The organism is Paenibacillus sp. B2(2019) (assembly GCF_008370385.1).
GTDB lineage: Bacteria > Bacillota > Bacilli > Paenibacillales > Paenibacillaceae > Paenibacillus_AQ.
Genome location: NZ_VTZR01000024.1, coordinates 283,451 through 301,282, shown reverse-complemented (window position 1 = coordinate 301,282; position 17,832 = coordinate 283,451). Strand labels below are relative to the sequence as shown.

Annotated in this window: 18 protein-coding genes; 3 read left to right on the top strand and 15 right to left on the bottom strand. The window is 46.3% G+C overall.

Features of this window, described 5'->3' with window-relative positions; all coding sequences use genetic code 11:
- Positions 1-28 precede the first annotated feature (28 nt).
- The 7 genes from deoB to PAENI_RS22605 all read right to left on the bottom strand — a co-directional run bounded on the left by deoB (position 29) and on the right by PAENI_RS22605 (position 5,931).
- Positions 29-1,207 (bottom strand): phosphopentomutase, encoded by a 1,179-nt coding sequence (deoB, locus tag PAENI_RS22635; RefSeq protein WP_042190363.1) that lies wholly within the window; start codon positions 1,205-1,207, stop codon positions 29-31.
- 227 nt (positions 1,208-1,434) lie between these two features.
- On the bottom strand, positions 1,435-2,328 hold the full coding sequence (gene xerD, locus PAENI_RS22630) for a site-specific tyrosine recombinase XerD (RefSeq protein WP_149646771.1): 894 nt from the start codon (positions 2,326-2,328) through the stop codon (positions 1,435-1,437).
- Positions 2,329-2,486: 158 nt separating this feature from the next.
- Positions 2,487-2,720 (bottom strand): DUF4227 family protein, encoded by a 234-nt coding sequence (locus PAENI_RS22625; protein ID WP_188114651.1) that lies wholly within the window; start codon positions 2,718-2,720, stop codon positions 2,487-2,489.
- A 162-nt stretch (positions 2,721-2,882) separates the two neighbouring features.
- Positions 2,883-3,347, bottom strand: a complete 465-nt coding sequence (gene fur, locus PAENI_RS22620; RefSeq protein WP_042129744.1) for a ferric iron uptake transcriptional regulator — start codon at positions 3,345-3,347, stop codon at positions 2,883-2,885.
- 89 nt (positions 3,348-3,436) lie between these two features.
- Positions 3,437-4,087 carry a stage II sporulation protein M gene (gene spoIIM / locus PAENI_RS22615; RefSeq protein WP_076284509.1) on the bottom strand — a complete coding sequence of 217 codons (651 nt, stop codon included), beginning with the start codon at positions 4,085-4,087 and terminating at the stop codon, positions 3,437-3,439.
- An 81-nt stretch (positions 4,088-4,168) separates the two neighbouring features.
- A complete protein-coding gene (locus PAENI_RS22610; RefSeq protein WP_076284508.1) occupies positions 4,169-5,368 on the bottom strand; it encodes an endonuclease Q family protein in 1,200 nt (399 codons plus the stop codon).
- Positions 5,359-5,931 (bottom strand): NUDIX hydrolase, encoded by a 573-nt coding sequence (locus PAENI_RS22605; RefSeq protein WP_076299537.1) that lies wholly within the window; start codon positions 5,929-5,931, stop codon positions 5,359-5,361. Before PAENI_RS22605 ends, PAENI_RS22610 begins: the two co-directional genes overlap by 10 nt.
- 77 nt (positions 5,932-6,008) lie before the next feature.
- Between PAENI_RS22605 and PAENI_RS31955 the strand changes: the two genes are divergently transcribed.
- On the top strand, positions 6,009-6,182 hold the full coding sequence (locus tag PAENI_RS31955; protein ID WP_188114650.1) for a hypothetical protein: 174 nt from the start codon (positions 6,009-6,011) through the stop codon (positions 6,180-6,182).
- Positions 6,183-6,401: 219 nt separating this feature from the next.
- On the opposite strand, the gene PAENI_RS22600 is transcribed toward PAENI_RS31955, so the two are convergent.
- Positions 6,402-7,529, bottom strand: coding sequence for a tripeptidase T (locus tag PAENI_RS22600; RefSeq protein WP_149646769.1), 1,128 nt, complete (start codon positions 7,527-7,529; stop codon positions 6,402-6,404).
- 98 nt (positions 7,530-7,627) lie between these two features.
- On the opposite strand from PAENI_RS22600, the gene prli42 reads away from it, so the two are divergent.
- A complete protein-coding gene (gene prli42 / locus PAENI_RS22595) occupies positions 7,628-7,729 on the top strand; it encodes a stressosome-associated protein Prli42 (RefSeq protein WP_094872112.1) in 102 nt (33 codons plus the stop codon).
- An 82-nt stretch (positions 7,730-7,811) separates the two neighbouring features.
- Here prli42 and lipB read toward each other — a convergent pair whose 3' ends face one another.
- From lipB to lpdA, 5 genes are all read right to left on the bottom strand, one after another.
- Positions 7,812-8,522, bottom strand: coding sequence for a lipoyl(octanoyl) transferase LipB (gene lipB, locus PAENI_RS22590; RefSeq protein ID WP_149646768.1), 711 nt, complete (start codon positions 8,520-8,522; stop codon positions 7,812-7,814).
- A 57-nt stretch (positions 8,523-8,579) separates the two neighbouring features.
- Complete coding sequence (locus PAENI_RS22585; RefSeq protein ID WP_149646767.1) at positions 8,580-9,941, bottom strand: dihydrolipoamide acetyltransferase family protein; 1,362 nt, start codon at positions 9,939-9,941, stop codon at positions 8,580-8,582.
- 90 nt (positions 9,942-10,031) lie between these two features.
- The gene (locus PAENI_RS22580; RefSeq protein WP_042190385.1) at positions 10,032-11,018 is read right to left on the bottom strand and encodes an alpha-ketoacid dehydrogenase subunit beta; all 987 of its coding nucleotides are present in this window, start codon (positions 11,016-11,018) and stop codon (positions 10,032-10,034) included.
- 3 nt (positions 11,019-11,021) lie between these two features.
- Positions 11,022-12,053: a thiamine pyrophosphate-dependent dehydrogenase E1 component subunit alpha gene (locus PAENI_RS22575; RefSeq protein WP_042190387.1), complete on the bottom strand. Its 1,032-nt coding sequence runs from the start codon at positions 12,051-12,053 to the stop codon at positions 11,022-11,024.
- A gap of 130 nt (positions 12,054-12,183) precedes the next feature.
- The gene (gene lpdA / locus PAENI_RS22570) at positions 12,184-13,605 is read right to left on the bottom strand and encodes a dihydrolipoyl dehydrogenase (RefSeq protein WP_076284503.1); all 1,422 of its coding nucleotides are present in this window, start codon (positions 13,603-13,605) and stop codon (positions 12,184-12,186) included.
- A 167-nt stretch (positions 13,606-13,772) separates the two neighbouring features.
- Here lpdA and PAENI_RS22565 point away from each other — a divergent pair, with 167 nt between their 5' ends.
- A complete protein-coding gene (locus tag PAENI_RS22565; protein WP_060622617.1) occupies positions 13,773-14,078 on the top strand; it encodes a DUF2627 domain-containing protein in 306 nt (101 codons plus the stop codon).
- A 173-nt stretch (positions 14,079-14,251) separates the two neighbouring features.
- Here PAENI_RS22565 and PAENI_RS22560 read toward each other — a convergent pair whose 3' ends face one another.
- Entirely contained in the window at positions 14,252-16,111 is a 1,860-nt protein-coding gene (locus tag PAENI_RS22560) for an ABC transporter ATP-binding protein (protein WP_149646766.1), read from the bottom strand.
- Complete coding sequence (locus PAENI_RS22555; RefSeq protein ID WP_149646765.1) at positions 16,092-17,825, bottom strand: ABC transporter ATP-binding protein; 1,734 nt, start codon at positions 17,823-17,825, stop codon at positions 16,092-16,094. Before PAENI_RS22555 ends, PAENI_RS22560 begins: the two co-directional genes overlap by 20 nt.
- Between the last annotated feature and the right edge of the window lie 7 nt (positions 17,826-17,832).

Below are 17,832 nucleotides of genomic sequence, written 5' to 3'. Positions count from 1 at the left end.
TGATGTTGTGGAGCAACCCACAACCCTTTTATTGCAGTTTCGCTAAAAAGCTTGTCCCATACTGCGGCGCCTTCGCACCAAAGTTATCAGCAATGGTTGCAGCTACATCAGAGAAGGTTTCACGAATGCCCAAACTTTCTGGATGTTTAAACCGCGGGCTATAAATTAAGAGCGGTACATATTCACGGGTATGGTCAGTTCCACTATGGATCGGATCGTTACCATGGTCTGCAGAAATAATCAATAGATCATCTTCACCGAGCGTAGATAGAATTTCAGGCAGGGCCTGATCGAACACTTCCAGTGCACGACCGTATCCTTCTGGGTCACGACGATGTCCATACAAAGAATCAAAATCCACCAGATTCGTAAACAGGAAACCGTCAAACGGTTGACGAAGCTGCTCAATAGTAACTTCGATTCCATGCTCATTGCTCTTCGTTGGATAAGAAGCCGTAACTCCTTCTCCTGTAAAGATATCGTTGATCTTACCAACCGCGATAACATCCTTACCGATATCAGTCAGCGCGTTCATTACCGTTGGTTCTGGCGGCTTCACAGCATAGTCATGCCGGTTTGGCGTCCGAACGAATTTCCCTGGTTCGCCAACATATGGACGAGCAATCACGCGACCAACCGAGAATTCTGGAGCCATCGTCAGCTCACGGGCTATTTTACAAGCGCTGTACAGCTCTTCGAGTGGAATGATATCTTCATGTGCAGCAAGCTGGAATACGCTGTCCGCAGAGGTATAGACAATCCAAGCACCGGTTTTCATTTGTTCTTCGCCGTATTCAACAAGAATCTCCGTACCGGAAGCCGGTTTATTCCCGATTACCTTACGACCAGTTGCCGCTTCGAACTTCTCAATCAATTCTGCTGGAAAACCGTCAGGATACGTATTGAAAGGAACCTCAATCTTCAGCCCCATTAGCTCCCAGTGTCCGGTCATCGTATCCTTGCCTACAGATACTTCCTGCATTTTGCCGTAGTACCCTGTTGGTGAAGCTACAGGCTCTAGCGGTGGCAGCGGAGCAATATTAGCTAACCCGAGCTTCTGGAGATTAGGAAGCTTCAAACCAGGAACACGATCCAATATATGACCAAGCGTGTGCGACCCAGCATCACCGAAATTCGCAGCATCTGGCGCTTCACCGATACCAACACTATCTAGAACAATAAAACCAATTCGTTTAAATGAGGACATAGTTGTCTTCACTCCTTTTTTAATATAGATATTCTTTCGTACCAACAAGAAGAAACGGCTGTACCGTCTTCCAGAAGACATACGCTTCCGAAGTCAGCGATACAATGTACCGCTTATCAGGTATCCGTTTCTGCTAAAAGATAACCTGCGGATCATTCCCCAGTCTATCCTTTCAGTATGATTCCATCATAACCATCTTACTCACAAAAAGCATCTTTAAAGCAGAATTATCGAGCTCTAGGATGGTGGCTCTCATATACTTCCTTCATATTCTTACGGGCTATACCGTTATAAATCTGAGTCGTCGAAATATCGGCATGACCCAGCATTTGTTGTACGGAACGCAAATCTGCTCCGCCTTCCAGTAAATGGGCTGCGAAGGAATGCCTAAGTGTATGCGGGGTAATATCCTGCTCAATGTTTGCTTCCCGTGCATATTTTTTTATGATTTTCCAAAAGCCTTGCCGGGTTAATCTTCCGCCTAGACTATTCAGGAACATGGCTGGTTCCTCCTGGTGATCACGAAGCAGCTTGTCCCGCATAAGTGAAGTGTAAGCCGCTACACTCTCAGCTGCAAGGGTTCCAATGGGAACTACCCGCTCCTTGCCAGAAGTTCCTGTACAACGCGCAAATTTCATATCCGTGTGCACATCATCCACATTAAGTGAGATTAATTCAGAGACCTTAATACCTGTTGCATAGAGTAATTCCAGCATAGCCTTATCACGCATCCCTTGTGGCGTACTTACATCCGGCGCAGCCAATAACTGCTCTATTTCCGAAATGGAAAGCACCATAGGAGGTTTCTTATCAGGCTTCATGGTCTCCATGTCCAGTGTTGGATCCTGCTCAATCAAACGTTCCTTCAGCAAATAATGAAAAAAAGCACGGAGGGACACTGCGCTCCTGTTCAACGTTGCTGTTGCTCGACCAGCTCCGCGTAATGAGCCAAGATATAATATCACATGCGATCTTCGGATCTCATCAGGCTGACTAGCCCCCCGCTCTTCAGCGAACTCCAGAAACTGCGATACATCCCTACCGTAAGATTCCAGTGTATTCGGGGACAAGCCTTTATCTCCGGACAAATAATGTAAAAACGGCTGCAAGTGTGACTTCATTATTTCACGCTCCTGTCCTGGCGCAGCTACTCATAGTGACTTCCTACAGCACATTCAGCATGAGGGTTCTGCAGATGTGTACATTTAGTATACGCTGCATGAATCCACCTTGTTTTCTTCGACATTCTTCTCGCTTGTTCCTGCTTCCTGCGAAGCTTTCATTCTCCATACCAGTAATAGAAGCGCAAACGCTGTCTTGTATCCAGACCATCATCACCACGATCGGCATGATCAAAAGCCCGAACAGCGGAGCCTTCAGGAATTCCATAATTCTCTATCGGACTGATCCATTCACCAAGCCAGCTCATAGCACTGTAGAGCAAATAGCTTAGAGCCACAAACATGATCATAAAATACAGCTTTCGAACTGTTTTGGGCACAGAAACGATCATATGGACGCCTCCCTCTAACATACAGTTAAGATCTGCTCGTCCTTCACCTTATGCACCAAAACGGACTGATATGTATACCTCCAATAGACCAATCATTTAAAAAGCTCTCTCCGGTAAAAAAACCGGGGAGAGCTTATGAAGTGAATTTCATTATAAGATGACTTAGGACGGATTTCCGTTTGAATTATTCTTATCGCTACACCGATAGCATATCCCATGAAAATCAAGTCTATGATCAAGCACTGTGAAATTAAATTCTTTCTCCAGTCGCTCTTCTAGCGGACCTAACCAATCCTCGCGAATCTCATCCATACTACCGCATTGCACACAAATCAAATGATGATGATGGTGCTTCGCAGTATCTGTTCGCAGATCATAACGGGCGACACCGTCACCGAAGTTAATCTTTTCTACGACGTGAAGCTCGCTAAGAAGTTCCAGGGTACGATATACAGTCGCAAGACCGATCTCGGGAGCTTTCTCTTTCACGAGCATAAAAACATCTTCTGCGCTAAGATGATCTTCCTCATTCTCCAGCAGCACTCTTAAGGTCGCTTCCCGTTGGGGTGTAAGCTTGTATCCTTGGGATTGTAACTGTTGCTTAATTTTGTCTATCCGAGCTTCCATTGTCTCCCTCCCCCTTGGAAAATAACCTCACCGGTCTTCAAACCACTTCTTCCATTATAGGGGGTGTCGCTTTGAGAAGTCAAACGCTTTTACTGCAAGCCCAAGGTAGTCACTGCTTGTACAAGTGAAGGCGTAACCCAGCGCATCATGATCGGCGTAACATAGGTCTCAAAACTAGAAATGCCCAGAATCAACAGTGCCATTACAAGTGACAATATGGTGTACATAGTAAAAGGTCGAGTCACTGGCGTCCGACGTTGTCCTAGCACTCGGCTACGAATCATCTGTAAGGAAAAGGCGATCGCCGCTGCACTACTTACTAACAACACAGGAATCAGTACCAGATTGTGCGGAGCCACGGAGACTAATGCGAACAGCATTCCATGCCATGAATATTGACTTACTAGACAACCGACCGTAAAGCCGATCAATACCCCTTTAAGAAAATCAAGAATCAAGATTCCCGGCAGCCCAATGACTGATAATCCAAGGATCCAGATCAGCCCAATCCATTTCAGATTTAAGGCCGCTATACTCCAGTACGAATCAGGTGCTGCGGGTAGACCCTGCTGATCAACCGTTACAAAGAAATTTCCTAGATAATCCCCCAGCTCCTGTTGCTGATCCATCGTAAGCGCACTAACGATAAGAGCTCCAAATACAACACCTACCAGAAATAATACGCCGACAAAAATATACAGAGGCGTCTGTTCCTTCATCATCAGCCTTAAATTACGCATCGAGACGTTCCCCTTTCCGGTTACATGTTACACCATATGAGAAAACGTCCCGCGATATGACTTGTCCTTAGGACAATAACTCTACTTTCCAGGTTGTACGACTTTACCGTATGTTCCCCCACCGCCTGCTGATAATTCCAATATGCCTGAGCGGGCCCGAACGATCATAGCCGCCAAATCCACTCCTACTACGCTAGCAATTTCCGCTTCACCACAACCATGTAAAATGTTCATCTCCGTGCCAAAAGCTTGCAGTAACGCGTTCATCTTAGCCTTCCCGAGGCCTGGTATAAATTCAAGTGGAACCTGATAGTGATAAGGTGGACGGTTTGCGGGTACTAGAGGCGTCTTGCGGTCTGCGATATCTAAGATCCGGTCGAATACACCTCTCACCAATTTAAGACTGCCACAATACTGGCAGCGTTCCGATGTGACATAAGCTTCGTCAATAATACTGCCACAACCTCCGCAGTAGGTTCGGTGGTATTTACCAAGCCGGGGGTTAAGTCCGAAATTGGCAGTTACCTTCCGCCCTTCCTTACGTTCTAGTGCGAGTCGTAGTTCAGCAAAAGAAGGTCGTGCCAACGCCATTACATTATACTCGCGACCTAGTTTGCCCAGTGAATGCGCATCAGAGTTCGTTAGGAATGTGAAGTCATCCAGCTCAGAAAGATAACCCGCCATTTCCGAATCTGCACTCAGCCCTAGCTCAACTGCTGCTATGCGATCCAGATCAAAGATGTCTGCCATACGCTCCGCTGCACAGCCGTACAAGCCCTTGTGAGGCGTGAAAATATGTGCAGGGATAAGAATGCCTCCCCGCCCATAAATCTCATCCTGAAGCTCCCTAGCCGGAGCATACAGGCGCTGGGAACTTAGATTCACATTCCGCATATAGCGGCTCATCCACGCACTAAAATCGGTCATGCGCTCCACGTCCGGCATGTAGGCGAGCACATGGCACTCTTTTCGCCCAGGCTCGCGGATTTCAATCTCTGTTCCCAGAATGATCGTAGTCCCTCGGTAAGCAATCCCTCCACCTTCAGCTAACGTCATCTCTCCAGATTCCAAGGAACGCTGAATATCACGTAGAACGCCTGGTGAATGACTATCAATAATACCGATCATTTCTAGTCCCTTGCGCTCTGCAGCCTCTTTGGCAATGCCCGCAAAGGTAAGCTCGCGGCTGCCGCTGATTTTGACCGCTTGTCCTTCCGACGTTCGTCCAATATGAACATGCAGATCGCAATAGAAACTTTTCAATTCAGTTGTTAATTCCATTGGCCTGTCAGCGTGTATAGATGCCAAGCATATACTGCCATCATCGTCTTCGCGTCCGCGATGCGCCCGTCAGCCATATATTGATACGCTTCCTCCAGGGTAAGCTCCGAAACTTCTAGAAATTCGTCCTCGTCCAGGGACATATCCCCTGGCTTTGCATTAGTAGTCACATACAAATGAATAATCTCATCGGCGAAGCCGGGAGAAGTATAGAAGGATTTAAGCAATTTCAGATCTCCACTGTGAAATCCAGTCTCTTCTTGAAGTTCACGACCAGCCGCAACTAATGGATCTTCACCTTTATCCAGCTTCCCAGCCGGAATTTCTACTTCAGTGCGTTGCATGGGCTGACGGTATTGCTCTACAACAAGCATTTTGTTGTTGTTTAAAGCAAGCACCGCTACGGCGCCGGGATGCTTCACAACTTCACGTGTCGCAGTATTTCCATCAGGCAGTCTCACTGTGTCCACCTGTAAAGATATAATCTTCCCATCAAAAACAGGCTGTGTAGACAATGTCACTTCATCAAGCTCGGGTTTGCTGTGCAAATGTTGTTCTCCCATAAAGTTTCTGGTCTCCTTTTTCTCTATTGTGCATACGGTGTATTATAGCAAACTTAAAGGGAAAGAAGGAATTTCAGATGAACGAAATCTTCAGCCGTACAAGCTCATCCGCAGTTACAATGGTAGGTAAACCGGAGGAAATCAAGGCCATTTTAACTAGGTGGATAGAGCGGTATGGGCCCGATATGCCTCTCTCATACATTCTCTCCCTAAAGGATCAATCCAAGATCATTCCAACCAAAGCAGGTTAAATTCATTCTTTCCATTAGGATTTAATCATACATGTGCATCCGAATATAGGGGTGTCCCAAAAGGCGATAAATTTGCTTATAGCGTCATCTGGGTCCTTTAGCCTCAAATAACTTTTTTGGATCCCCCTAAATCTGGCTGCATTAAACTCCCCATAAAAAAATACAGAGCAGCAATCCACCGTTACGGTAGGATCGCTGCTCTGTTATTTTATAAGAAGGTTAGCCCTTCACATTCTCTTTAACAATATTTACTACAAGCTCAGCCACTTTAACGATATCTTCGGCTTTAATCCGTTCCTTAGTGGTATGGATATGCTCGTATCCTACAGCGAGATTAATGGTCGGAACATCTAGGCCATTGAATACGTTAGCGTCACTTCCTCCACCAGAGTGGAACAGACGGGGCGTAAGACCCATAGAAGTGATAGCCCGCTGTGCAAGCTGTACCACTGGATCATTTTCATTAAAGCTGAACGCCGGATAAATAATTTCACTGCGGAATTCGCATTCTGCACCGTATTCGCGGACAGTGGTCTCCAGTGCTTCACGCATCGAGGCGATTTGATCGCCAACTTTTTCCTGCACGATACTACGTGCTTCTGCGTCCAATTGAACGTGATCGCACACCACATTCGTAGGTCCGCCGCCAGCGAATTTACCGATATTCGCAGTCGTTTCGTTGTCGATCCGACCAAGCTTCATGGCAGCAATTGCTTTGCTGGCTACTTGAATCGCACTGATGCCGTCTTCTGGATTAACACCTGCATGAGCTGATTTTCCGAAGATTTGCATCGTAATCTTAGCTTGTGTAGGTGCCGCAACTGCAATCGCACCGACTTCACCATTGGAATCGAGTGCGAAACCGAAGTCTGCATCCAAATTGCTCGGATCCATCGAACGTGCACCTAGCAATCCAGATTCTTCACCCGCAGTAATTACGAACTGAATCTGACCATGTGGCAATTTTTGCTCTTGAATCACTCTGATCGCTTCGAACAGTGCAGCTAGCCCAGCTTTGTCATCTGCTCCAAGGATCGTAGTGCCGTCACTTGTAATCCATCCATCCGCGCCGAGCGTAGGCTTGATATTTTGTCCAGGAACAACTGTATCCATGTGGCAAGTGAACAGTAACTTTGGCGCAGATCCACTGTTCTCAGCCGGCCAGGTAATGAACAGATTACCCGCTCCATGTCCAGTTCTTTCCTGGGAATCATCTTCGGTAACCTCTAAGCCAAGAGCGTTAAATTTGCTCTTGAGCACATCGGCAATCTGCCGCTCATTTCTTGTTTCACTATCAACTTGGACAAGCTCCATAAATTCTTGAATCAATCTGTCTTGTGAAATCACTGGACTTCCCTCTCTTTCGTGAATACGTTACAATGGTTGTACAGAAAGACCATCCATCTTCATGCTATTAACTTAAACTAAATCTAAAGGAGTTACTCATGCAACGTAATAAGTGGTTCAAAATCTTCATCTACGTCATGTTGTTCGCCATGATTGCCTCTACGCTCTTTATGGTTATCGAGCCTTTCCTTGCAGGTTAATATCTACACAAGGAACATTGATAATAGCGGCTAGGGACCCCCTTGCCGCTATTTGGCTTACCTGTTAGTTCGTTAATCAACCTTAAGCCATAGTCCCAAAGAACTCATCCTGCTCTTCATAAGGAAAGTGTCTTAGAAAATACGGAACCAATTCTTTGGCCACATCTTGAAGTTCAAAATGACGACCTGCACACTCCTCTAGGGAAGTTACTCCAAATTCAGTGATACCGCATGGAATAATTCCTTGAAAGCCGTATCCAGATATTCCTTCAGAAATGTTAAAAGCAAAACCATGGCTAGTAACAAACCCTCTTCGGAATTTGCTTTTGTTAAACTTGACACCAATGGCACAGATCTTCTCGTCGCCAACCCATACCCCTGTATACTCCGGCTTCCGTTCCCCTAAAATTCCGTAGGATGCCAAATAATCAATAATCACTGCTTCCAGACTGCGCAAGTACCCGCGTAAATCTACCTTACCTTCTTCACCGAGCATAAGGATCGGATAACCTACAAGCTGACCCGGTCCGTGATATGTAATATCTCCTCCCCGGTCGATTTCAAACAGCGCAATTCCTTTTTCTTTGAGCTGCTCTTCATCTAGAAGAAGATGTTCGGGATGATTCTGTGAACCAATAGTATAGGTAGGCGGATGCTGCAAAAGAATCAATCGTTCCGGTTGCTCACCAGCATCAATGGCGTGCACACTTTCCTTTTGCAGATCCCAAGCCTCCCCATACTCCATAATAGGGTCATATGAAATCTGCAGCTTACGAATATCCGAATTATTCATACCGTCAGGTCCCCTTTTTCAGTCTCATGCCTGCACAGTTTGGCTCGTTATTATTTTTTAGTAAAGTTTCGTATCTGGGGTATATCCTTCAATGTTATCCTTGACGCGTTGCAAGAAACGACCGCAAATCACTCCGTCCAGAATCCGATGATCCAGCGACAGACAAATGTTAGCCATTGACCGTACACCTATCATATCGTTAATGACCACAGGTCTTTTTACAATCGATTCAAACGTTAAAATCGCTGCCTGTGGATAGTTAATGATTGGATAAGAAAGAATGGAGCCAAATGAGCCGGTATTATTTACAGTGAAAGTCCCTCCCTGCAAATCTTCCAGACTCAGTTTGCCTTCGCGGGTTTTTTGTGCCAATTCATCAATCTCACGTGCCAGCCCGGCAACGTTTTTCTGATCAGCCTTCTTAATTACAGGAGTGATAACCGAATCTTCAGTACCTACCGCTAACGAGATATTGATATCACGTTTGACAATAATTTTGTCTACAGCCCAGACAGAGTTCATAATCGGATAATCCTTAATCGCACTCACAACAGCCTTCATCATGAAAGCCAGATAGGTTAGATTGATACCTTCTTTACGCTTGAACTCATCCTTATGTTTATTGCGCAGTGCGACCAGATTAGTCACATCTACCTCAATCATTGTCCAAGCATGCGGAATCTCCGAGACACTTTGGCGCATTCTTGTAGCGATTGTATTCCGGATTGGTGTTACATCAATCAGGTATTCCGAACTGCTGCCTCGGCCACCCTCGACTTCAATTGTTGGAATACGAGGAGATTCGCTCAAATGTAGACCCGAATGGCGAAGAGGCTCTTCCGCCTTCTTCTCTTGGGCTTGAACGAACTGTGGAGCAGGCGGTTGTGACACCACTGGGGCAGGTTGACTAGCAGAAATCGAAGCTGGAGATGTAGCTCCGCCACTTTCGATGAAGGCCAGCACATCCTTACGGGTAATTCGGCCACCCATACCAGTACCCATAACTAAAGTCAGGTCGATGTTATGCTCAGCCGCCAAAGTCTGTACCGCAGGAGAGTAGCGTGCACGCATCGTATCGTTAGCAGTTGAAGTCGCATTTTGTTCTGCAACATTATTAGCTACAACTGTATTAGTGTTAGTCACGTTTACAGCAGCAGGTGCAGTCACAGGCACGGCAATACGACAAATGACTTCGCCGACATTGACAACCTGACCTTCTTCCGCCAATAGTTCACCCATAACTCCATCTATCGTTGAAGGCAATTCAGCATTTACCTTATCTGTAATAAGCTCACATAATGGTTCGTATTGCTCTACCGGATCGCCCGGTTTCTTCAGCCATTTGCCGATCGTCGCCGATACTAGCGATTCCGCCAGCTGCGGCATGATCACGTCAGTCAACTTTTGGTTGTCAGACATCTTTTCACTCCTCAAATGTTTTACGAAGTAAAACTCACTTCGTAAGCATAATCTTTAAGTTTTACGAAGCTTCGCGTCCACTCAACTATTTTAATATTGCGCCAGTCGAAGCATTTCCGCCTTCACTTTTTCTTTGCTAAGCATGAAGAACTTCTCCATTGGCGGGCTGATTGGCATCGCTGGAACATCGGGACCACAAAGACGGAAGATCGGCGCGTCTAGTTCAAATAGACAATGCTCAGCGATAATCGCCGCCACTTCGCCACCAATACCGCCCGTTTTATTGTCCTCGTGCACAATAAGAACCTTCCCTGTCTCACGAGCAGCAGCTATGATCGCCTCACGATCAAGAGGCTGCAAGGTCCGCAGATCCAGAATATGCGCTGTAATGCCTTCTTCGCGCTCCAATTCTTCTGCTGCTTGCATCGCAAAATGCAACGGCAAACTATAACCAATAACCGTAATATCTGTTCCCTTACGCAGCAGATTAGCTTCGCCAATTGGAACGGTGTAATCACCTTCTGGCACTTCTTCCTTGATCAGCTTATAGCACTTTTTGTTCTCGAAGAATAAAACCGGATCAGGATCACGTACGGCTGCCTTCAATAGTCCCTTTGCATCATAAGCAGAGTAAGGTGCGACAATCTTCAATCCTGGTGTACCGAAGAAAATCGATTCCGGACACTGAGAATGGTACAGACCGCCGAATACACCGCCGCCGATAGGCGCACGAATGACAACCGGGCAATTCCAATCGTTATTTGAACGATAGCGGATTTTGGCCGCTTCGCTAATGATTTGATTCGTTGCTGGAAGCATGAAGTCAGAGTACTGCATTTCAGCAATCGGCTTCATACCATACATAGCTGCACCAATCGCCACACCAGCTATAGCTGATTCCGCTAACGGTGTATCTAGTACACGCTCTTCTCCGAACTGTTCTTGCAGGCCTTTTGTTGTGGTAAATACGCCACCTTTGAGCCCCACGTCCTCACCAAGCACGAACACGGATTCATCGCGTTCCATTTCTTCCTTCATCGCGAGCCGAATGGCATCGATATATTCCATTATAGCCATGATTTATGCTCCTCCTTTCAGGTCGGAATCACTGTAAACATGCAGCAGTGTATCTTCCGGTTTCGGGAACGGAGCGTTGTCAGCATATTCGATTGCTGCTTTAAGCTCAAGATTGCATTCGGCAATAAGATCTTGTTCTTGCTCGTCACTCCAAAGTCCCAGACCGATCAGGTAATTACGGAATCCTGCTACGCCGTCCTTCTTCCAATTCTCATCAACCTCTTCTTTGGTCCGATAAGCCAAATCATTGTCCGAGGTGGAGTGTGGAGATAAACGGTACATCATGGCTTCGATTAACGTAGGACCTTCACCCGCAAGTGCTCTTTCCCGAGCTTCCTTAACGACACGATATACTTCCAGTGGATCATTGCCGTCTACACGCACACCTGGAAACCCATAACCCAGAGCACGATCGCTGACCTTACCGCCAAGCTGTTTGTGAGCAGGAATAGAGATCGCGTACTGATTATTCTGACACATGATAATAACCGGCAGCTTATTCACTCCGGCAAAGTTACAAGCTTCATGAAAATCGCCTTGGTTGCTAGAGCCTTCCCCGAAGGTTACAAATGAGACGAATTTTTTCTTTTGCATTTTGGCTGCCAAAGCAAAACCAACCGCATGAGGGACCTGCGTGGTTACAGGACTTGAGCCTGTCACAATACGCAGACGCTTACTACCAAAGTGACCTGGCATTTGCCGCCCACCACTGTTTGGATCTTCTGCCTTTGCGAACACAGACAGCATCAATTCACGAGTAGTCATACCCACGGAGAGTACGAAAGCATAATCACGGTAATAAGGTAAAAAATAATCATTCTGCCGGTCCAGCGCAAATGCTGCTGCTACCTGACCCGCCTCCTGGCCAATGCCGGAGACATGAAAGTTAATCTTGCCAGCGCGCTGAAGCAGCAGACTGCGCTCGTCGTATTTACGTGCGAGCAGCATATATCTGTACATATCGATGACCTGGCCGTCACTTAGTCCAAGCTGCTTATGTCTGTTAATCGTTTCTACAGTATCTTGGGATTCCATAAAGAGATACCTCCTTATTCATAAAGCCTGAGTCTTACAGGATTTAAGACCAATTGTATCCTGATCTTAAAACCTGGTACTAAGACTTGGCTTGAGTTTATTATAATCCCTTTTTACCCAAAAAGAAAAGCTAAATCCCGATAGATCTTCCATCTACAGCTAACATTGCCTCTCCAACGATCTCCGAAAGTGTAGGGTGAGCATGAATAGCCTCGCCAACCTCCCAAGGTGTTGCATCCAGCAGTTGAGCCAATGCAGCTTCCCCGATTAGATCGGTAACATGCGGACCTATCATCTGCACACCGAGAATATCTCCACTGCTTCGGTCCGCCACAACTTTAACAAACCCGTCCTTCTGACCGTACACAATCGCCTTGCCAATGGCCGAGAAGGGGAATTTACCAGTTACTACATCATGTCCCAATGCTTTAGCTTCCTTCTCAGTGTGACCCACACTCGCAACTTCAGGACGTGTGTAGACACAACGCGGTACAAGATGTGTATGATAAGGGTGAAGTTTCTCGCCAGCGAGATGGTTAACCGCCATAATGCCTTCATGGCTGGCTGCATGAGCTAGTTGTAGTCCACCAATACAGTCACCAATCGCATAAATATGTGGCTCAGCCGTCTGCATACTAGCATTTACAGCAATAATTCCTTTATCAAAGCGAATATCAGTATTTTCCAGACCAATATTCTCTACATTCGCTACTCTACCTACGGATACAAGTAGCTTTTCTGCGGATAGACTTTGAGTTTGCTCTCCCTTACGGGCATCAATCGAAATTCCATCGTCCGTTACCTTGCAGGTTGCAGCATCCACTGTAGCTTCAGTCAGTATTTTAACCCCACGTTTTTTAAGTAAACGTTGCAGCTCTTTAGCTACCTCTTCATCCTCTTGTGGCAGTAACTGACCAGCAGCTTCAACTACCGTTACCTGCACTCCGAAATCAACCAGCATAGAGGCCCATTCCACCCCAATTACTCCGCCTCCAACAATAATGATGGAAGAGGGTAACTCGTCGAGGGTGAGCGCTTCATCACTGCTAAGAATAACTTTCCCGTCTGGTTCCAGACCAGGTAATACACGCGGACGAGATCCTGTAGCAATAATAAGATGGTTAGAGACCACTGTTTCCATTTCACCGTCTTCTAGTTCCACAGCAACAGCACCACTACGCGGGGAAAAAATAGAGGGACCCGTTACGCGCCCCTTGCCTTTAATAACTTGTATTTTATTTTTGCGCATCAAATATTGTACGCCCTGATGAAGTTGTTCAACTACCGCTTCCTTGCGCTTTTGTACTTTTGGGAATACAAGCTGTACACCGCTTGTCTCAATGCCATAGCTCTCGCTCTCATTGATTTCAGCATATACCTCTGCGCTTCTGAGCAGCGATTTGCTAGGAATGCAGCCACGGTGCAGGCAGGTTCCTCCCAGTTTGTCCATTTCGATGACGACGACGGACTTTCCAAGCTGTGCAGCGCGAATGGCTGCCACATATCCCCCGGTTCCTCCGCCAAGTATGGCCACGTCACATGAAATTGTCATGATATGTATCCTCCAGTCATTACACGTAAGTTCATTTTACATTGTATATTGTACTCTCTTTTTAGAGTATTACAAAACTTATAAACGTCATATCCAAATGGACTTTTTCTTACTAAAGCGTTATCATATGGTTGAATCTAATGGGCTAAGAGGGGTAGGAGACACTTATGAAACTATTAATTTCACGCTTCATTGCCATCCTTATTCTTGTGTTTCCTGGTTTAATCGCAATGAAGGGCTTCTTAATGATGAAGGACGATATTTTTGATTATATCTCTATGCATGGCGATGACTCCGTTGTTCCAGATTTCGCTTGGCTGCATTTCGGCGGAGGGTTCCTTCTCTTTGCAGCAGGTATGACTTTCCTTGGCGGCTGGATTCTAACAAGAGACCGCAAACGTAATTATGTTGGCCCTCGGTTCAAGGAGAAACAAAAAGCGAAACAAGCTGCCGCGCAAGAAACGATCTCATAAGCAGCTTAATCATCCCCTCATTGTACAACCGAAATCTATTGCACATTCTGCAATTAAACCATCCAACAGCTCACTTCAAATGTATAATGAATATCCACACATTACATAAAGGCGAGAGTATTCATGGACGCGACCTACGCTTCCTTGAAAACTCCCGCCTTTTTATGCACAGCTTAAAGCCTAGCCTTATCAAGTACTTCCCTACGACCGCCTTGCACCAACTCGCTGTACAAGCCACCTTGCTTCAACAACTCCTCATGGGAGCCCTGCTGCAGCAATCTGCCCCCTTGAAGAACAAGAATTCGATCAGCTGCACGGATAGTGCCCAGTCTATGGGCAATAACGAAGCTGGTCCGTCCCTTCATTAGCGCCTGAAGTCCTTCCTGAATCTTGATTTCGGTCACCGTATCGATACTGCTAGTGGCTTCATCAAGAACAAGCATCGAAGGATTGGCAAGAATGGCTCTTGCAATGGATAGCAATTGCTTCTGTCCTTGGCTTATGCCGCTACCATCTGCAGAGAGCATTCGATCATAACCTTCCGGCATTCGGATAATAAAAGAATGAGCGTTAGCCAGCTTAGCCGCCGCCTCAACCTCTTCATCGGAAGCATCCAGTCTACCGTAACGAATATTATCGCGGATGCTGCCCTTGAATAAAAAGGAGTCCTGCAATACAAACGCCATATGGCTCCTCAGGCTTTCACGCCGAATCGAAGTGACATCTAAGCCATCCAGCGTAATCTTACCCTGATTAGAATCATAGAAACGAGATAACAGCCCGATAAGTGTTGTTTTGCCGGCACCGGTAGGCCCTACTAAGGCAATCATCTCGCCAGGCTTCGCTTCAAAGCTAATATCATGCAGTGTGTTAGAACTTCCGTCATATGAAAAAGATACCTTTTCGAACTTCACTGCACCTTCAACTTTAACCAGCGAAGTGGCTGCACCTTCATCTTTAGCTTCCGTCTCTTCGTCCAGCACTTCAAACACTCTTTCCGCTCCTGCAACCGCTGACAGTAGTGTATTCCACTGATTCGCTAAGTCATTAAGAGGGCGAGTAAATTGACGCGTATATTCTACAAACACAATAATCACACCGACCGTAATCGCTCCACGAATCGCTAACAAACCACCGACTCCAGCCACAATAGCGAAGCTCAAATTATTAAGTCCATTCATCAGCTTAGGAATGAAGCCAGAAATCGACTGTGCCCAGTATCCAGAGAGCATAATTCGCTCATTGCGTTCATGAAAACCAGCGATGACCCGTTCCTCTTGTGAAAAAGCCTTGATAATCCGTTGACCGGATAACGTCTCTTCTATATAACCGTTTAACTCACCCACATTGCGCTGACGTTCTTTAAAAAGCGGACCCGTACGCCGAGTAATCCAGCGCATGCCTAATAACATCAACGGCACAACCAGGAACGTGAGCAGCGTCAGTAGAGGACTGAGCCAGAGCATTACCCCCACCGTTCCGAGCAATGTCAAAACACTGGAAAAGATCTGAATAGCTGAGCTATTCAGCGTAGAGCTGACGTTCTCAATATCGTTGGTGAGACGACTCATAATTTCGCCCTGCTGTCTCCGATTAAAAAATGAGATGGGCAACCGATGAAGATGGGAAAACAACTCCGTGCGCATCCGAAATACGGTCTCCTGGGCAATTTCAATCATCCATATATTTTGCAGCCAAGAAGTTAATGAATAGAAGATATAAACACTAGCTAGACTGATCAGAAAAATCGTCCACGATCGTCCGCCAGTGCCTTCCAGATAATCATCCACAGCTTTACCAATCATATAAGGCCCGAGCAGTGCTAAAGCCGAGCTGAAGACTACCATTAACAGAACGAGAAAAAGCTTAGCTTTACGCTCGGCAAGGTAGCTCCAAATCCGCATGAGCGTGCCGCCCCAATCCTTCGCCTTTGCTGTTCGCTTCCCTCCAGCAGCTGAACCAAGGCTTCTTCCTGCTCCAAGCTCAATGACGGGTTTTGGGTGACGAAAGGGTTCAAGAATTGCTTTGAACATGCTGCTTCGCCTCCTCTACCTGTGATTCATAAATCTTGCGGTACAGCGCCGAACTTGTCATAAGCTCGTCATGTGTTCCCTTACCGATTAAGCGTCCTTCGTCCAACAGCAGAATCAAATCTGCAGATGCAGTAGAACTGATCTTCTGAGTAATCAGGAAGGTTGTACATGAAATCTCTTTCAGTGCCTCCAGCAAAAGTCCTTCTGTCACAGCATCAAGCGCACTCGTACTGTCATCTAGGATCAAAATAGCAGGTTTCCTCACAAGCGCCCGAGCAATAGTCAAGCGTTGCTTTTGCCCACCAGACAGATTTACCCCTCGCTGACCAAGCATTGTGTCATAACCTTTGGGCAGACCCATCACTGTTGCGTGAATTTGTGCGGCAGCCGCTGCGTGTTCGATTTGTTCCTGTGTGGCATGTTCATTGCCCCAAGCAATATTATCGCGAATCGATCCGCTGAAGAGCTGCAGTTCTTGAGGAACGTAGCCGATCGATCGCCGTAATCTTGAAATATCGATATCGGTGCTCTTTTGCCCATCAATGCGAATGATACCTTCTGTCTCTTCATATAAACGTGGGATCAGACCGACAAGAGAAGACTTTCCTGATCCGGTGGCTCCCATAATCGCTACCCGCTCACCAGTAGCAACTTCAAAAGTAATATCCTCTAGCACCGAAATATCACTCTCAGGATACTTGAAGCTGATGCCTTCAAATTGGACGTGACCCTGTATCGGTTCGCCCTTTGCGGCTCCGCCTTCCTTAACTCCAGCGCCTGCTGACATCACTTCTGTAATACGCTGTGAGGAGGCACGTGCTCGGGAAATTGTAACGACAAGTCCAGATATAGCTGACAACGCTCCTATGGTTCGTAAAGAGTAGTTAATAACTGCAACAGTTTCTCCTAAAGTAGCATCCCCATTTGCAATCTCAATCCGTCCAAACCATAAGATCGACATAATCGCTGCATTCACAATAAGCATAACAAATGGCATCGTTGTCTCCGTCAAACGTAGCGCAGATACCGTGGATTTCATCAAATTCCCGCTAAAGACCGTGAAACGTCCAATTTCATGTCCCATGCGCACGAACACACGGATTAAGCGAATTCCCGTTAAATTCTCCTGGATTACACCATTCACACCGTCTAGCCGATTTTGTACGTTGCGAAATAACAAAGAAGCTTTTCTCATGATGAAGTAAAGGAAGAGAAGCAACAAAGGTAGAGCTACAGTGAGAAATAACCCCAGCTTCACATGAACAACCAATGCCATAATCACACTGCCCACCACAACCAGTGGCACCCGTGTCATAAAGCGGAGGCTCATAAATATAGTGTCCTGCAGCTGCGATACATCGCCGGTCAGACGCGTGATCAGCGACGAGGTAGCAAACCGATTGAATACTTCATATGTAAAGGATTGTACCTTTTCATATAACTTGTCCCTAAGATCAAACGCAAAGCTCTGACTCGCATGGGCAGCAAAAAAAGAACTTAATACCCCAGCTATAAACGCGACTACCGCGCTGCCGATCAATACACCGCCCCAGAGCCATACTACAGAGGAATTCTGTTCTTTAATGCCCTGGTCAATAATTTTGGAAATGAGTAAAGGCTGTGACAATTCCACCGCTAGTTCAATAAGCATCATCACTAGGGCAGCTATTGCAGCGACTTTATATTTTTTGAGAAAAGAGAAAATCAAACCCATTCGCATA

Coding starts and splice junctions, on each gene's coding strand:
- deoB (WP_042190363.1), bottom strand. CDS start 1,207: ATGTCCTCATTTAAACGAATTGGTTTTATTGTTCTAGATAGTGTTGGT.
- xerD (WP_149646771.1), bottom strand. CDS start 2,328: ATGAAGTCACACTTGCAGCCGTTTTTACATTATTTGTCCGGAGATAAA.
- PAENI_RS22625 (WP_188114651.1), bottom strand. CDS start 2,720: ATGATCGTTTCTGTGCCCAAAACAGTTCGAAAGCTGTATTTTATGATC.
- fur (WP_042129744.1), bottom strand. CDS start 3,347: ATGGAAGCTCGGATAGACAAAATTAAGCAACAGTTACAATCCCAAGGA.
- spoIIM (WP_076284509.1), bottom strand. CDS start 4,087: ATGCGTAATTTAAGGCTGATGATGAAGGAACAGACGCCTCTGTATATT.
- PAENI_RS22610 (WP_076284508.1), bottom strand. CDS start 5,368: ATGGAATTAACAACTGAATTGAAAAGTTTCTATTGCGATCTGCATGTT.
- PAENI_RS22605 (WP_076299537.1), bottom strand. CDS start 5,931: ATGGGAGAACAACATTTGCACAGCAAACCCGAGCTTGATGAAGTGACA.
- PAENI_RS31955 (WP_188114650.1), top strand. CDS start 6,009: ATGAACGAAATCTTCAGCCGTACAAGCTCATCCGCAGTTACAATGGTA.
- prli42 (WP_094872112.1), top strand. CDS start 7,628: ATGCAACGTAATAAGTGGTTCAAAATCTTCATCTACGTCATGTTGTTC.
- lipB (WP_149646768.1), bottom strand. CDS start 8,522: ATGAATAATTCGGATATTCGTAAGCTGCAGATTTCATATGACCCTATT.
- PAENI_RS22585 (WP_149646767.1), bottom strand. CDS start 9,941: ATGTCTGACAACCAAAAGTTGACTGACGTGATCATGCCGCAGCTGGCG.
- PAENI_RS22580 (WP_042190385.1), bottom strand. CDS start 11,018: ATGGCTATAATGGAATATATCGATGCCATTCGGCTCGCGATGAAGGAA.
- PAENI_RS22575 (WP_042190387.1), bottom strand. CDS start 12,053: ATGGAATCCCAAGATACTGTAGAAACGATTAACAGACATAAGCAGCTT.
- lpdA (WP_076284503.1), bottom strand. CDS start 13,605: ATGACAATTTCATGTGACGTGGCCATACTTGGCGGAGGAACCGGGGGA.
- PAENI_RS22565 (WP_060622617.1), top strand. CDS start 13,773: ATGAAACTATTAATTTCACGCTTCATTGCCATCCTTATTCTTGTGTTT.
- PAENI_RS22560 (WP_149646766.1), bottom strand. CDS start 16,111: ATGTTCAAAGCAATTCTTGAACCCTTTCGTCACCCAAAACCCGTCATT.
- PAENI_RS22555 (WP_149646765.1), bottom strand. CDS start 17,825: ATGGGTTTGATTTTCTCTTTTCTCAAAAAATATAAAGTCGCTGCAATA.